This is a genomic window from Streptomyces sp. NPDC051563, assembly GCF_044454225.1.
Taxonomy (GTDB): domain Bacteria; phylum Actinomycetota; class Actinomycetes; order Streptomycetales; family Streptomycetaceae; genus Streptomyces.
On record NZ_JBITDL010000007.1, the window covers coordinates 239827 to 253930 of the forward strand.

Annotated in this window: 12 protein-coding genes; 5 read left to right on the forward strand and 7 right to left on the reverse strand. The window is 74.1% G+C overall.

Annotated features, from left to right (window positions below; genetic code table 11):
* Window positions 1-3: 3 nt before the first annotated feature.
* Window positions 4-1122, reverse strand: a complete 1119-nt coding sequence (recA, locus tag ACIA8F_RS11390; protein WP_399378055.1) for a recombinase RecA — start codon at window positions 1120-1122, stop codon at window positions 4-6.
* 184 nt (window positions 1123-1306) lie between these two features.
* Here recA and ACIA8F_RS11395 point away from each other — a divergent pair, with 184 nt between their 5' ends.
* Window positions 1307-1915 (forward strand): 2'-5' RNA ligase family protein, encoded by a 609-nt coding sequence (locus tag ACIA8F_RS11395; protein ID WP_399378056.1) that lies wholly within the window; start codon window positions 1307-1309, stop codon window positions 1913-1915.
* A gap of 127 nt (window positions 1916-2042) precedes the next feature.
* Window positions 2043-2801, forward strand: coding sequence for a Clp protease N-terminal domain-containing protein (locus tag ACIA8F_RS11400; protein ID WP_399378057.1), 759 nt, complete (start codon window positions 2043-2045; stop codon window positions 2799-2801).
* Here ACIA8F_RS11400 and ACIA8F_RS11405 read toward each other — a convergent pair.
* Complete coding sequence (locus ACIA8F_RS11405) at window positions 2755-3852, reverse strand: AI-2E family transporter (protein ID WP_399378058.1); 1098 nt, start codon at window positions 3850-3852, stop codon at window positions 2755-2757. The two genes, ACIA8F_RS11400 and ACIA8F_RS11405, sit on opposite strands and share 47 nt — an antisense overlap.
* A gap of 257 nt (window positions 3853-4109) precedes the next feature.
* Window positions 4110-4304 carry a DUF3046 domain-containing protein gene (locus ACIA8F_RS11410; RefSeq protein ID WP_214955542.1) on the reverse strand — a complete coding sequence of 65 codons (195 nt, stop codon included), beginning with the start codon at window positions 4302-4304 and terminating at the stop codon, window positions 4110-4112.
* 81 nt (window positions 4305-4385) lie between these two features.
* On the opposite strand from ACIA8F_RS11410, the gene ACIA8F_RS11415 reads away from it, so the two are divergent.
* Complete coding sequence (locus ACIA8F_RS11415; RefSeq protein WP_399378059.1) at window positions 4386-5387, forward strand: hypothetical protein; 1002 nt, start codon at window positions 4386-4388, stop codon at window positions 5385-5387.
* Here ACIA8F_RS11415 and ACIA8F_RS11420 read toward each other — a convergent pair.
* Both ACIA8F_RS11420 and ACIA8F_RS11425 read right to left on the reverse strand, forming a co-directional pair.
* Window positions 5356-5664 carry an AzlD domain-containing protein gene (locus ACIA8F_RS11420; RefSeq protein WP_383946852.1) on the reverse strand — a complete coding sequence of 103 codons (309 nt, stop codon included), beginning with the start codon at window positions 5662-5664 and terminating at the stop codon, window positions 5356-5358. The two genes, ACIA8F_RS11415 and ACIA8F_RS11420, sit on opposite strands and share 32 nt — an antisense overlap.
* Window positions 5661-6413: an AzlC family ABC transporter permease gene (locus ACIA8F_RS11425; protein ID WP_399378060.1), complete on the reverse strand. Its 753-nt coding sequence runs from the start codon at window positions 6411-6413 to the stop codon at window positions 5661-5663. The genes ACIA8F_RS11420 and ACIA8F_RS11425 overlap by 4 nt, the downstream gene beginning before the upstream one ends.
* 66 nt (window positions 6414-6479) lie before the next feature.
* On the opposite strand from ACIA8F_RS11425, the gene ACIA8F_RS11430 reads away from it, so the two are divergent.
* Window positions 6480-7280, forward strand: a complete 801-nt coding sequence (locus tag ACIA8F_RS11430; protein ID WP_399378061.1) for a nucleotidyltransferase domain-containing protein — start codon at window positions 6480-6482, stop codon at window positions 7278-7280.
* Here ACIA8F_RS11430 and ACIA8F_RS11435 read toward each other — a convergent pair.
* Window positions 7277-8545, reverse strand: coding sequence for a DUF2716 domain-containing protein (locus tag ACIA8F_RS11435; RefSeq protein ID WP_399378063.1), 1269 nt, complete (start codon window positions 8543-8545; stop codon window positions 7277-7279). The genes ACIA8F_RS11430 and ACIA8F_RS11435 overlap by 4 nt on opposite strands.
* A gap of 10 nt (window positions 8546-8555) precedes the next feature.
* Window positions 8556-9410, reverse strand: a complete 855-nt coding sequence (locus ACIA8F_RS11440) for an AraC family transcriptional regulator (protein ID WP_399378064.1) — start codon at window positions 9408-9410, stop codon at window positions 8556-8558.
* Between the two features lie 80 nt (window positions 9411-9490).
* On the opposite strand from ACIA8F_RS11440, the gene ACIA8F_RS11445 reads away from it, so the two are divergent.
* Entirely contained in the window at window positions 9491-14104 is a 4614-nt protein-coding gene (locus ACIA8F_RS11445; RefSeq protein ID WP_399378065.1) for an ATP-dependent helicase, read from the forward strand.

Here is a 14104-nt window from a genome sequence, read left to right on the forward strand (position 1 = left end):
GGGTCAGCTCTTGGCGACCGCGGCCTTGACCGCGGTCTTGGCCTTCGACGCGGGAGCGGGCACGGCCGCGGTCTCGGCGGACGCGTCCGCGCCGGCCTCGGCCGGGACGGCAGCCGCAGCGTCCTTGCGGATTCCTACGCCCAGCTTCTCCTTGATCTTCCGCTCGATCTCGTCGGACAGGGCGGGGTTGTCGCAGAGGAACTTCCGCGCGTTCTCCTTGCCCTGGCCGAGCTGGTCGCCCTCGTACGTGTACCAGGCGCCGGCCTTGCGGACGAAGCCGTGCTCCACGCCCATGTCGATCAGGCCGCCCTCGCGGCTGATGCCGTGGCCGTAGAGGATGTCGAACTCGGCCTGCTTGAAGGGCGGCGCGACCTTGTTCTTGACGACCTTGACGCGGGTGCGGTTGCCGACCGCGTCCGTGCCGTCCTTGAGGGTCTCGATGCGCCGGATGTCGAGGCGCACGGAGGCGTAGAACTTCAGCGCGCGGCCACCGGTGGTGGTCTCCGGCGAGCCGAACATCACACCGATCTTCTCGCGGAGCTGGTTGATGAAGATCGCGGTGGTCTTCGACTGGTTGAGCGCACCGGTGATCTTCCGGAGGGCCTGGCTCATCAGACGGGCCTGGAGACCCACGTGCGAGTCGCCCATCTCGCCCTCGATCTCCGCGCGCGGCACGAGCGCCGCGACGGAGTCGATGACGATGAGGTCCAGTGCACCGGAGCGGACCAGCATGTCCACGATCTCCAGCGCCTGCTCACCGGTGTCCGGCTGGGACAGGATGAGGTTGTCCGTGTCGACGCCGAGGGCCTTGGCGTACTCGGGGTCGAGCGCGTGCTCGGCGTCCACGAAGGCCACGGTGCCGCCGGCCTTCTGCGCGTTGGCCACGGCATGCAGCGTCAGGGTCGTCTTACCGGAGGACTCCGGGCCGTACACCTCGATCACACGGCCGCGCGGCAGTCCGCCGACGCCGAGCGCGATGTCCAGCGCGGTCGATCCGGTGGGGATGACCTCGATGGGATCGTTCGGCTTGTCGCCGAGACGCATCACGGCACCCTTGCCGAACTGCCGTTCAATCTGTGCGAGAGCGGCTTCGAGAGCCTTCTCACGGTCGTTGCCTGCCATGGGTTCCACCCGATTTGCTTGAGTCGATCGCTTCACGCCATTGACGCTAACGCCTGCCACTGACAACGCGGTCCCACGTCCGTTTTGACTGTGGATAACCAATAAGAATGCGTGTTCGATTTCCCTGTCAAGCGTGCCACGCCGGACCCCCGCGCCCCACGGGCGGCTGGCATGATCCGCTTCCATGACGGACACCACGGACGACGCCGCAGGCGGCACCACGGGCGACACCAGGGACGGCACCACCCCCAGCATGTTCCCCGCCGGCCGCACCGCACTCATCGTGCGGATACCGGAAGCGGAACCCGTCGTCCGGGAGTGGCAGGAGCGGATCGACCCCGCGACCCGGGCCGGAGCCGGGGTACCGGCGCACGTGAGCGTGCTCTACCCGTTCCTCCCGGAGAGCCTGATCGACGCCTCGGTCCACGCCTCGATCGCCGCAGCCCTGAGCCCGCACCACGCCTTCGACCTGCGCTTCGGGCGCACCGGCCGGTTCCCGGGGATGCTCTACCTCGCCCCGGAGCCGGACGCCCCGCTGCGCGGGCTGACCCGGGCAGTCACCGAGCGCTGGCCCGAGGTCCGCCCCTACGGCGGCCGCTACGAGGATCCGGTCCCGCACCTCACGGTCGCCCAGCGCGCCCCCGAGGCGGACCTGGACGCCGCCGAGGCCGACCTGGCCGCCCGCCTCCCCCTCACCGCCCGCGTCCGCGCCGTCGACCTGGTGGCCTACGACGGGACGGCCTGGCGGGAACGCGCCCGGTTCCTGCTGCGGGAACCGAGCACCCGGACCTGAGCGGACCACGGACCGCGGCCCGGGGACCGCGAACCACGGACCATGGACCACGGACCCCGGACTACGGACCCGAAGAGTGACAACCCGAGGTTGACACCCTCTCGACTGTCAACCTAGGGTTGCACTCATGACGAACCCTTCGGTGGAACCCGTTCGCATGACCAATCCGGTACGCCTCGACGACCTCATCGAGGCCATCAAGAAGGTCCACACCGACACCCTGGAGCAGCTCAGCGGCGCGGTCGTCGCCGCCGAGGCCCTCGGGGACGTCGCGGACCACCTCATCGGCCACTTCGTCGACCAGGCCCGCCGCTCCGGCGCCTCCTGGACCGACATCGGCCGCAGCATGGGCGTCACCCGCCAGGCCGCCCAGAAGCGCTTCGTCCCCAAGGCCGACAAGGCCGGGGAGGGCGCCGACGTCGACGCCGCACAGGGCTTCGGCCGGTTCACGCCCCGCGCCCGCAACGTCGTCGTCACCGCCCAGAACGAGGCCCGCGCGGCCGGCAACGCCGAGATCGTCGCCGCCCACCTGATCCTCGGGCTGCTCGCCGACGCCGAATCCCTCGCCTCGCTCGTCCTGCGTGCCCAGGGGATCTCTCCGGAGGAGGTGCGCGCCGCCGCGACCGCGGCCCTGCCCGCGGCGGTCGCCGAGCTCCCCGCCCTCGTGCCCTTCGACGCCGCCGCGAAGAAGGCGCTCGAACTCACCTTCCGCGAGTCCCTGCGCCTGGGCCACAGCTACGTGGGCACGGAGCACATCCTGCTCGCCCTCCTCGAACTCGAGGACGGCGAAGGCGTGCTCTCCTCCCTCGGCATCGGCAAGGCCGCCACCGAGGCGGCCGTCACCGAAGCCCTGGAATCCGTACTCGGCGGCGCCGGCGCGGAGTAGCGCTCCCCCCGGGGGCGTCCTCCCCGGTCACCGCGTACCGCTTCACGTACGCCCCGAGGAAGGCCTGCATCGTGGCGACGGCCGGGATCGCGATCAGCGCCCCGACCGCGCCCAGCAGGGCGGTGCCCGCGATGACCGAGCCGAAGGCCACCGCCGGGTGGATGTCCACCGTCTTCGAGGTCAGCTTCGGCTGGAGCACGTAGTTCTCGAACTGCTGGTACACCACCACGAATCCGAGGACGTACAGCGCGTACCAGGGGTTGACCGTGAAGGCGAGCAGCATCGGCAGCGCGCCCGCCAGGTAGGTGCCGATGGTGGGGATGAACTGCGACACCAGCCCCACCCACACCGCGAGCGCGGGCGCGTACGGCACGCCCAGCACCGCGAGGACGATGTAGTGCGCGATCCCGGAGATCAGTGCCATCAGACTGCGCGAGTAGAGGTATCCGCCCGTCTTGGTGACGGCGATCTCCCACGCCCGCAGCACCTCCGCCTGCTTCGCGGGCGGCAGTACGGAGCACAGGGCGCGGCGCAGCCGCGGCCCGTCGGCGGCGAAGTAGAAGGAGAACAGACCGATCGTCAGCAGCTTGAACAGTCCGCCGAGCACGGTGGCGGACACGTCGAGCACGCCGCTCGCGCTGTTCTGCACGTACTTCTGCAGCCAGTCCGAGTGCAGCAGGCTGTCCTGGATGTCCAGCCGGGACAGGTCCGTGTGGAAGGTGTCGTTGATCGAGCCGATCAGCGAGTCGAGATAACCGGGGAATCCTTCCACCAGGTCGACGATCTGCGCGGCGAGGACCGAGCCGAGCAGGACGACGAATCCCGCGGCCGCGACGAACACCCCGAGGAACACCAGGAAGGTGGCGAGCCCGCGGCGCATGCCGCGGGCCGCCATCCGGGCCACGGCCGGTTCGATCGCGAGCGCGAGGAAGAACGCGATCAGGATGTTGACGAGCAGCCCGATGAGCTGGTGGAAGGCCCAGCTGCCGAGCTGGAAGCAGGCCACCAGGGCCAGGACGAGGACCACCGCGCGCGGCAGCCAGCGCGGCATCCGGGCATCAGCCGCAGCCGGTTCCGGTGCCGCTGCAGGTCCCCCCGTGGAGCCGTTCGCCGGGGGACGGTCCGCACCGGGACCCGGCCCCCCTGCATCTGCCGTTACGGGGCCTGCGGCCGGAGCGCCGGCAGGGTCCTGCGGCCCGGCCGGCGGCGTGCTCCGGGGATCTTCGGGCCGGTCGGTCGTCTCATCACTGGCTGCCACGCCGACCAGTCTGTCCCACCGGCGCCGCGAACCGCGAAGCGATCGCCGTGCTAGCGCAGCGAGGCGGGCACGTCGACGGCCGAACACACCGCGCGCCACACGTCCTTGGCCTCCCAGCCGGCGTCCAGCGCCTCGTGGACCGTCCGTCCTCCGAGCTCCGTCATGACGTGGTCCCGCGCGAAGGAGTCCGCGTAGCCCGCACCGAAGTGCTCGGCCATCCGCTCCCAGAAAATCGTCAACCGCATGCCTCCAGTATCCCGCCCCGGAGAGTGCACCCTCACCGTTCGTGCCCCTCCGGCGCAGCCCGGGCCCCTACGGTTCCTGGCATGCCTGGAGACGAAGCGCCCGCCCCGGCGGCGGCGACCGCGACGAGCGGGACGGCGGCGCCGGGCGCACTGGCCCGCGCCGAGCAGTTCATCTGGCTCACGGCCCGCGTGCTGGAACAGCGGCGGTTCGCGTTCCACTTCCTCGGCGGGGAGGCCGACCCGGTCGACACCGCCCTCGGCGCCTACCTCGGCGGCGACGGCGGATACGGCCACGCCCTCGACCCGGACCTGCGCGGTCCGCTGAGCCACCCGCTGCACACCGCCCACGCCCTGCGCGTCCTGGACGGCCTGGGCCGCTGCGCCGGACAGCGCATCGAGCGGCTCTGCGCCCACCTGACCCGGGTCTCGACCGCGGACGGGGCGCTCCCGGCGACCGCTCCTGCCTCCGGCGGCTACCCGGCGGCCCCCTACCACCCGCTGCACGACGATCCGCCGGGCGACCTGCTGGCCACCGGCCCCGTCGTCGGGATCCTGCACCGCAACCGGGTCTGGCACGCGTGGCTGTTCCGGGCGACGGACTTCTGCTGGGACCGGGTGGAGAACCTGCGCCACTGGCACCCGTACGAGGTCCGCGGCGCGGTGGCCTTCCTCGACGGGGTGCCCGACCGGGCCCGGGCCGCGGCGGCCGCCGACCGGCTGGGGCGCCTGGTCCGCGACCAGCGGCTCGTCGTACTGGACCCCGCGCGGCAGGACGCGTACCCGCGGGTGCCCGGTCACGCGCCGGACGAGCACCTGTACCCGTACGACTTCGCCCACCGCCCGGAGTCCCTCGCCCGCGGCTGGTTCACGGACGCGGAGCTCTACGGCTCCCTGCGCTTCCTGGCCGGCCTGCAGCAGCCGGACGGCGGCTGGCCCGTGCACCGCGGCGCGTGGGCGCCGGGCAATTCGCTGGAGCGGCGCCCGATCGCCACGCTGGAGGCGCTGCTGACCCTGCGCGCGTACGGGCGGCTCCCCGGCGCCCCCGGCCCGGTCAGCCTCCCAGGGCCCGCAGCCCCGCGGTGACGGCGACGGCCGCCGCGACCACGACGAGGAACGGGGCCCGCAGCAGCAGCGCGACCCCGGCGGCCGCGAGCCCGGCGGCGCGGGCGTCGAGCACGAGCTGCTGCCCGGTGGCGAAGGTCTGCTGCGCGGTGAGTGCGGCGAGCAGCGCGACCGGCAGCAGCGCGGCGAGCTTGCGCACCGCGGGCCGCTCCAGGGCTCCGGCGGGGACGAGCAGCCCGGCGAGCTTCACGCCGTAGCAGCCGACGACGGTGAGACCGATGGCGATCCAGACGTTCACGCGCGGCGTCCCTTCATCCACAGCACGATCGGCGCGGCCAGTGCCGCGATCAGCACGGGCACCCCGGCGGGCAGGACGGGCAGCAGGCCCAGTCCGAGGACGAGGGCGAGGGCGGCGACGGCCCGCTCGGTGCCGGTCTTCAGCATCGGCGCGAGCAGCGCGAGGAACACGGCGGGCCCGGCGGCGTCCAGCCCCCACGCCCGGGTGTCCCCGATGGCCTCGGCGCCGAGCGCGCCGAGCAGGGTGGTGAGGTTCCACAGGACGTAGAGGGACAGCCCGGTGACGGTGAAGCCGAGCCGGGCCGATTTCCGGTCGGGCTGGGCCAGGGCCACGGCGGTGGTCTCGTCGATCACCCAGTGCGCGGCGAGCGGGCGCACGCCCTTCGGCAGCGCGAGCAGCTGGGACAGCCGCAGCCCGTAGAAGGCGTTGCGGGTCCCGAGGAAGAAGGCCCCGGCGGCGGCCGTGAACGGGTTCCCGCCGGCCGCGAGGGCTCCGACCAGCGCGAACTGCGAGGCCCCGGTGAACACCAGCAGGCTCAGCACGCACGCCTGGAGGGTGCTGACCCCGGATCCGGCGGCGGTCACCCCGAAGGCGAACCCGGACAGCCCGACCGCCACTCCGACGCCGAGCGCGTCCCGAACTACAGCGGCGCGCGGCTTGTCCCCCGCGGGCACCCCACCGGGAGCCGCCGCCCCGCCGGGGATGCCCCGGTCGCGTCCTTGCTGGTCGGGTCCTTCTTGTATGGCCATCCGTTGTTCTCCCACGCCCCGAAATTACGTGGGCCGCCCCGTACCGGTCTTGTACGTTCTTGCACCATGCACGAAGTGATCAAGGACATGGCGGACCGGCTGGCCGAGGTGCCGGGGGTACGCGGGGTCATGCTGGGCGGCAGCCGGGCCCGCGGCGAGCACCGCCCCGAATCCGACTGGGACCTCGGCGTCTACTACCGCGGCCCCCTCGACCTCGCCGCGCTGGGCGCGCTGGCCGGACCGGGCGTGGAGGTGGCCGGCCCGGGCGGCTGGGGCCCCTGGGTCAACGGCGGGGCCTGGCTGCGCGTCGACGGCGTGGCGGTGGACTGGATCCTGCGCGACCTGGACCGGGTGGAGCGGGTGTGGCAGGACTGCCGCGAGGGCCGCTACGAAGTGGGCGTGCAGCCGGGCCACCCGCTCGGCTTCTGGTCGCCCTGCTACCCCGGCGAGGTGGCCCTCGGCCAGGTCCTCGCCGACCCGGCCGGCGAGCTCGCCGCCCTGCGCACCTCGGTCGCGGCCTACCCGGAACCGCTGCGGAAGGCCCTGCTGGCCGGGGCCTGGGAGGCGGAGTTCCTGGCCGCGGGCGCCGCGAAGGGCGCGGCCCGCGCGGACGCCCTGTACGTCTCCCTGTGCCTGTCCAGGGCCTTCGGCATCCTCGTACAGGCCCTGTACGCGGCGGACCGCCGCTGGTGCCTCAACGAGAAGGGCGCCCTGGCCGCCGCCGAACTCCTGCCGTCCGCCCCGCCCGCCTTCGGCGAACGCGTACGAACCCTGCTGGCCGCACCGGGCACGACGCCCGACTCCCTGACCGCCACGGTCACCGAGGCCCGCACCCTGATCGAGGAGACCCGCGCGGGACTCGTCTAGCCAGGGGTGTCCCGGCGCCGCAAGGGCTCCCCGAGCAGCCCGGTGAGCTCCCCCTCGACGGCGGCGAGCAGCCCGGCGCCCCAGACGCACAGGGTCTGCTCCCAGGGATGGCCGAAGGTGCCGAAAAGCAGGTCCGGGTGCAGGTAGAGGTAGTAGTCGCCGTCCGGGTACACCGCCCCGGGCCATCGCGGCTCGCCGGGTCCGCCCACCCTGCGGGGATCGAAGACGTAGCCGGTGTGCTGCCAGTCGAGCCAGACCAGTGGCTCTCCGGGGCACGTGACCTCGGTCAGTGCACGGTGGGCGATCACGTCGAGGGCATCGAGTGCCCCCTCCTCCTCGTCCAGTGCGGCGAGGGACCAGGTGACGGACGGAACGGGCTCGTGGAACCCGGGAAACCGATGCATGCTCGGACGGAAGCCGAACTCCTCCGCGAGACGGTCCCAGAGCCCGCCCTCTTCCGTATCGCGGGTCTCCCTGACCGGTCGCGTCCGGGCCGGGCTTCGGCCCGGATGCCACCGGTAGGTGCGCACCGTCGTGAGTTCCGCGAACCCGGCTTCGGTGAGCGCGGTCCGCAGCTCACCGTCCGCCTCGGCCACGCAGTACGGCGCCTCGCGCCCCTTCAGGAAGCGTTTGCGGCCCAGCGGGGCGAAGGCCGGGACCAGTTCGGCGTACGGGCCGGTCAGCCCGCCGATCTCGACGAAATCGCAGTCCGCGAACCGCCCGGCCCACCCGACGGCCGTCACGCGACCGCGGTCGAGCAGCGCGACGGTGTCCGCTGCCCCGTCGTGGCCGTAGGGAGCACAGCCATCGGCATCCACCTCCGCCAGCGGCCGCGCGTGCGGGCCGCCGGCCAAGGCGAACGCGCCCACACCGGCCCCAGTCCCCACGGATCTCACCCGGCCGTCGGTCGCCCGCGCGAGCCGCGCGAACTCCGCCGCCATCAGCGACCGCTCCGGGTCCGCCGTGAACCCGGCCGCCTCCAGCTCCTCGGCCAGGACCGGCGGATCGGCCCCGTAGGCCTTCCACTCCACCGGCTCGTTCCGCGCTCCGAAGGCCTCCTGCTGCCGCCGCACCAGTTCCGCGACCTCCCCGCGCCCGCTGTGCGTCAGCGGCGGGTGCCCGACCGTGCCGTGCGTGCCGTAGTGGGTCCGTACGAGGGGCCCGTCCCGCTCCACCACCGCGCCCGGGGGCGGCCGCTCGGGCACCCGCCCGCGCACCTGCGCCGCGTACGCGCCCCATGCCCTGACCTGCTCCAACCGGTCCATGATCCGGAGCCTAACCGGCCACCCGCCCCCGCCGGTACGCGCCCGGCGGGACCCCCACGATGCGGGTGAAGTGCCGGTTCAGGTGCGGCTGGTCGGTGAAGCCGACGGTGACCGCTGCCTCCGCCGGGGGGATCCCGGCGTCGAGGAGGCGGCGCGCCCGCCGGACCCGGGCGTCGGTCAGCCAGGTGTGCGGGGGCATGCCGTACCGGTCCCGGAAGGCACGCAGCAGGGCGAAGGGGCTCGTTCCCAGTTCCGCCGCGAGCTGCTCCAGGGACGGCGGCTCCCCCATCCGCTCCTCCAGTACGGCCCGGGCCCGCTCCGCGTCGGCGGCGCCCGCGCGGCCCGCCGTGCGGGCGGGCAGCGGCCCGGCGTGCCGGGTCAGCATCCGGGCCACCACCCCGCGCAGCAGGGTGTCGGCGGCCAGCGCGTTGCCGGCCTCGGCGGCCCGGTGGACCTCGGTGATGGCCCGTGAGGCCTGCGGGTCGGTGACCATGGCAGCGGTGAAGCCGGGGGTTCCGCGCAGGGTCCCGATCTCGGTGGCGACCTCGGTGATCAGTGCCCGGGAGGGGTAGAGGGTGGCGTAGGCCCAGCCCTCGGGGACCCCGGCGCGGGCGGTGTGCGGGACCTCGGGGTTGATCAGGACCACGCTGCCGGGCCCGGCGCGCAGGGTGTCCCCCGGCAGGCCGATCTCCTCGACGCCGCCGGTGACGGCCGCGATGACGTACCCGTCGTGGGCGTGGCGCGGGAAGGTGTGGCGCACGTAGTGGGCGCGCAGCAGGTCCAGCCCGGGCAGTTCCGCGTACTGCCAGTGCCGTGCCCACTCCCGGCGGCCCTCGTCCGCTCCGGTCCCGGTCCCCGTCCCCATCCCCCCATTCTGCGCCCGGGACGGCCGGGACGTTTCCACAGGTCCGGCCCGTTGTCGGTGGGCGGGTGCACGATGGGGGCATGTCCGGTACTGCGCTCGACTCGTTCTCCCCCGCGACCTGTTCCTGGTTCACGGGGGCCTTCGTCTCGCCCACCGCCGCCCAGGAGGGCGCCTGGCGGGCCATCGGTGCGGGCTCGGACGTGCTGGTGGTCGCCCCCACCGGCTCCGGCAAGACCCTGGCCGCCTTCCTCGCCGCCCTCGACCAGCTCGCCTCGACCCCGCCCCCGGCGGACCCGAAGAAGCGCTGCCGGGTCCTGTACATCTCGCCCCTGAAGGCCCTGGCGGTGGACGTGGAGCGCAATCTCCGCAGCCCGCTGACCGGCATCCGGCAGGAGTCGGTGCGCCTGGGCCTGCCCGAGCCCGAGATCCGGGTGGGGATCCGCTCCGGCGACACCCCGCCGGCCGAGCGGCGCGCGCTGGTGACCCGGCCGCCGGACATCCTGATCACCACGCCCGAGTCGCTGTTCCTGATGCTGACCTCGGCCGCCCGCGAGGCGCTGGCCGGGATCGAGACGGTGATCCTGGACGAGGTGCACGCGGTCGCCGGGACCAAGCGCGGCGCCCATCTCGCGCTGTCGCTGGAGCGGCTGGACGAGCTGCTGCCCCGCCCCGCGCGCCGGATCGGCCTGTCCGCGACGGTCCGCCCGGTGGAAGAGGTGGGCCGCTACCTCGCCCCGCGCGGCAAAGTGGAGATCGTCCAGCCGCCCTCCACCAAGGAGTTCGACCTGTCGGTGGTCGTCCCGGTCGAGGACATGGGCGAGTTGGGCGGCTCCCCCGCAACCGAGGGCAAGGAGGGCGGCGACAAGCCCTCCATCTGGCCGCACGTGGAGGAGCGGATCGCCGATCTGGTCCAGGCCCACCGGTCCACCATCGTGTTCGCCAATTCCCGCCGCCTCGCCGAGCGCCTGTGCAACCGGCTCAACGAGATCGCGTACGAGCGGGCCACCGGCGGCCCGCTGCCCGAGGGCTCGCCCCCGGCCGAGATCATGGCCCAGTCGGGCGCCGCCCAGGGCGCTCCGCCGCTGCTGGCCCGCGCCCACCACGGCTCGGTCTCCAAGGAGCAGCGGGCGCTGGTGGAGGAGGACCTGAAGGCGGGCCGGCTGCCCGCCGTGGTCGCCACGTCCAGTCTGGAACTCGGCATCGACATGGGCGCGGTCGATCTGGTCATCCAGGTGGAGTCCCCGCCGTCGGTGGCCTCCGGGCTCCAGCGGGTGGGCCGGGCCGGCCACCAGGTGGGCGCGGTGTCCACCGGGGTGGTCTTCCCCAAGTACCGGGGCGACCTGGTCCAGGCGGCCGTGGTCACCGAGCGGATGCGGACGGGCTCGATCGAGTCCCTGCGGATCCCCTCCAACCCGCTCGACGTCCTCGCCCAGCAGATCGTCGCGATGACCGCGATGGACACCTGGCAGCTGGACGACCTGCTCGCCCTGGTCCGCCGGGCGGCCCCCTTCGCGGCGCTGCCCGACTCGGCCTTCACGGCGGTGCTGGACATGCTGGCCGGCCGCTACCCCTCGGACGCGTTCGCCGAGCTCCGGCCCCGGGTGGTGTGGGATCGCGTCGCCGGTACGATCACCGGCCGGCCCGGCGCCCAGCGGCTCGCGGTCACCTCCGGCGGGACCATCCCGGACCGCGGGCTCTTCGGCGTCTTCCTGGCCGGGTCCGACCCGAAGAAGGGCGGCGGCCGGGTCGGCGAGCTCGACGAGGAGATGGTCTACGAGTCCCGCGTCGGCGACGTCTTCACCCTCGGCACCACCTCCTGGCGGATCGTCGACATCACCCGCGACCGCGTCCTGGTCACCCCCGCCCCCGGGGTGCCGGGCCGGCTCCCGTTCTGGAAGGGCGACCAGCTGGGCCGTCCGCTGGAGCTGGGCCGCGCGGTCGGCGCGTTCCTGCGCGAGCTCGGCGGCCTCACCCCCGAGGACGCCCGCCTGCGCCTGCTCGCGGCGGGCCTGGACGCCTGGGCCGCCGAGAACGTCCTGTCCTACCTCGCCGAACAGCGCGAGGCCTGCGGCCACGTACCGGACGACCGGACCATCGTCGTCGAGCGGTTCCGCGACGAGCTCGGCGACTGGCGGGTCGTCGTCCACTCCCCCTTCGGCGCCCAGGTGCACGCCCCCTGGGCGCTGGCGCTCGGCGCCCGCCTCTCCGAGCGGTACGGGATGGACGCGCAGGTCATGCACGCCGACGACGGCATCGTGCTGCGCCTGCCGGACGCGGACCTGCTGAGCATGGACCTGGACCTCCTGGACCACGACCCGGCGGGCAAGAGCGGCTCGGTCTCTTCGGCCTCGTTCGACTTCGACGACGAGAAGCCCCCGCTGGGCGCGGCGGACGTGACCTTCGACCACGGGGACGTCCAGCAGATCGTCACCGACCAGGTCGGCGGCTCCGCACTGTTCGCCTCCCGCTTCCGCGAGTGCGCGGCCCGAGCCCTGCTGCTCCCGCGCCGCAATCCCGGCAAGCGCACCCCCCTGTGGCAGCAGCGCCAGCGCGCCTCGCAGCTGCTCCAGGTGGCCTCCGAGTTCGGCTCGTTCCCGATCGTGCTGGAAGCCGTACGGGAATGCCTGCAGGACGTCTTCGACGTGCCGGGCCTGACCGAGCTGATGGGTGACATCGAGGCCCGCCGGGTCCGCCTCGTCGAGGTCACGACGCCCGAGCCCTCCCCCTTCGCCCGCTCCCTCCTCTTCGGCTACGTCGCCCAGTTCCTCTACGAGGGCGACTCGCCGCTCGCCGAGCGCAGGGCGGCCGCGCTGTCGCTGGACTCCCGGCTGCTGGCGGAGCTGCTCGGCCAGGCCGAGCTCCGCGAACTGCTCGACGCGGAGGTGCTGACGGAGCTGGAGCGGGAGCTCCAGTGGCTGACCGAGGACCGGCGGGCCAAGGACGCCGAGTCGGTGGCCGACCTGCTGCGCCTGCTGGGCCCGCTCACGGCGGCCGAGCTGGCCGAGCGCGGCGCGGAGGCGGAGTGGGCTCCATCCCTCGCGGCCTCCCGCCGGGCGATCCGGGTCCGGATCGGCGGCGCGGACCACTGGGCGGCCGTCGAGGACGCGGGCCGGCTGCGCGACGCACTGGGCACGGCGCTCCCGGTGGGCGTCCCGGAGGCCTTCACCGAACCGGTGAAGGACCCCCTCGGGGATCTCCTGGCCCGGTACGCCCGTACCCACGGCCCCTTCACCACGGTCACCGCGGCCGCCCGGTTCGGGCTGGGCACGGCCGTGACGGAGGGTGCGCTGCACCGGCTCGCGGCGGCCGGGCGGGTGGTGCAGGGCGAGTTCCACCCGGCGGGCATCGGCCAGGAGTGGTGCGACGCCGCCGTCCTGCGACGGCTGCGGCGCCGCTCCCTCGCCGCCCTGCGCCAGGAACTGGAGCCGGTCCCGCCCAGTTCGCTGGCCACCTTCCTCCCCCAGTGGCAGCACCTGGGCGGAGCCCTGCGCGGCATCGACGGCCTCGCCCGCGCGATCGAACAGCTCCAGGGCGCCGCGGTCCCCGCTTCCGCCCTCGAGCGCCTGATCCTGCCGTCCCGCGTGGCGGGCTACTCCCCCACCCTCCTGGACGAGCTCACCACCACGGGCGAAGTGGTCTGGGCCGGCGCGGGCGCCCTGCCGGGCAAGGACGGCTGGGTCTCCCTCTACCTCGCCGACGCGGCCCCCCTCCTCCTCCCCCCGCCGCACCCCCTGGAGCTCTCCCCGCTCCACGAGGCGGTCCTCACCGCCCTCTCCGGCGGCTACGGCCTGTTCTTCCGCCAGCTCACGGACCGGGCCCGCGCCCTGCACCCGGACGCCTCGGACGCGGACCTCTCCGCCGCCGTCTGGGACCTGGCGTGGTCGGGCCGCCTGACCAACGACACCCTGGCCCCCCTGCGCTCCCTCCTCGGCTCGGGCCGTACGGCGGGTGCCACCGCCCACCGAGCCCGCCGCACGATCCCCCGCGGCCGCTACGGCACCCTCAGCGCCACTTCCTCCCGTACGGGCCCGCCCACGGTGTCGGGCCGCTGGTCCCTGCTCCCGGTCCACGCCCCGGACCCCACCCACCGCGCACACGCCCTGGCCCGGACCCTGCTGGACCGCCACGGGGTGGTGACCCGGGGCGCGGTGGCCGCGGAAGGGGTGGAGGGCGGCTTCAGCGCGGTCTACCGCATCCTCTCCGCCTTCGAGGACAGCGGCCAGGCCCGCAGGGGCTACGTGGTCGAAGGCCTGGGCGCGGCCCAGTTCGCCATGGACGGCGCCGTCGACCGGCTCCGCGCCGCCGAGCGGACCCCGCCCCCGCTGGCGGCGGTGGTCCTGGCGGCCGCCGACCCTGCGAACGCCTACGGCGCCGCCCTCCCCTGGCCGGAGCCCCCGACCGGCGCCACCCACAAGCCGGGCCGGAAGGCGGGCTCCCTGGTCGTCCTGGTCGACGGGGAGCTCACCCTCTACCTGGAGCGCGGCGGCAAGACCCTCCTCGCCTGGCCCGACCCCGACGACCCCCGCCTCACGGCGGCCCTGACGGCCCTCACCGCGGCCTCCCGCACCGGCACCCTCCCCACCCTCACGGTGGAACGCATCAACGCCGCCCCCTCCCTCACCTCCCCCTACGCCCCGACCGTGGAAGCCACCGGCTTCCACGCCACCCCCCAGGGCCTGCGCCTGCGCCAATGA

What these genes read in the sequence shown, in the direction of transcription:
- ACIA8F_RS11430 (WP_399378061.1), top strand. Translation starts at nt 6,480, where the DNA reads ATGCACGAAGTGATCAAGGACATGGCGGACCGGCTGGCCGAGGTGCCG.
- ACIA8F_RS11405 (WP_399378058.1), bottom strand. Translation starts at nt 3,852, where the DNA reads ATGCCGCGCTGGCTGCCGCGCGCGGTGGTCCTCGTCCTGGCCCTGGTG.
- ACIA8F_RS11410 (WP_214955542.1), bottom strand. Translation starts at nt 4,304, where the DNA reads ATGCGGTTGACGATTTTCTGGGAGCGGATGGCCGAGCACTTCGGTGCG.
- ACIA8F_RS11445 (WP_399378065.1), top strand. Translation starts at nt 9,491, where the DNA reads ATGTCCGGTACTGCGCTCGACTCGTTCTCCCCCGCGACCTGTTCCTGG.
- ACIA8F_RS11400 (WP_399378057.1), top strand. Translation starts at nt 2,043, where the DNA reads ATGACGAACCCTTCGGTGGAACCCGTTCGCATGACCAATCCGGTACGC.
- ACIA8F_RS11395 (WP_399378056.1), top strand. Translation starts at nt 1,307, where the DNA reads ATGACGGACACCACGGACGACGCCGCAGGCGGCACCACGGGCGACACC.
- ACIA8F_RS11440 (WP_399378064.1), bottom strand. Translation starts at nt 9,410, where the DNA reads ATGGGGACGGGGACCGGGACCGGAGCGGACGAGGGCCGCCGGGAGTGG.
- ACIA8F_RS11435 (WP_399378063.1), bottom strand. Translation starts at nt 8,545, where the DNA reads ATGGACCGGTTGGAGCAGGTCAGGGCATGGGGCGCGTACGCGGCGCAG.
- recA (WP_399378055.1), bottom strand. Translation starts at nt 1,122, where the DNA reads ATGGCAGGCAACGACCGTGAGAAGGCTCTCGAAGCCGCTCTCGCACAG.
- ACIA8F_RS11425 (WP_399378060.1), bottom strand. Translation starts at nt 6,413, where the DNA reads ATGGCCATACAAGAAGGACCCGACCAGCAAGGACGCGACCGGGGCATC.
- ACIA8F_RS11415 (WP_399378059.1), top strand. Translation starts at nt 4,386, where the DNA reads ATGCCTGGAGACGAAGCGCCCGCCCCGGCGGCGGCGACCGCGACGAGC.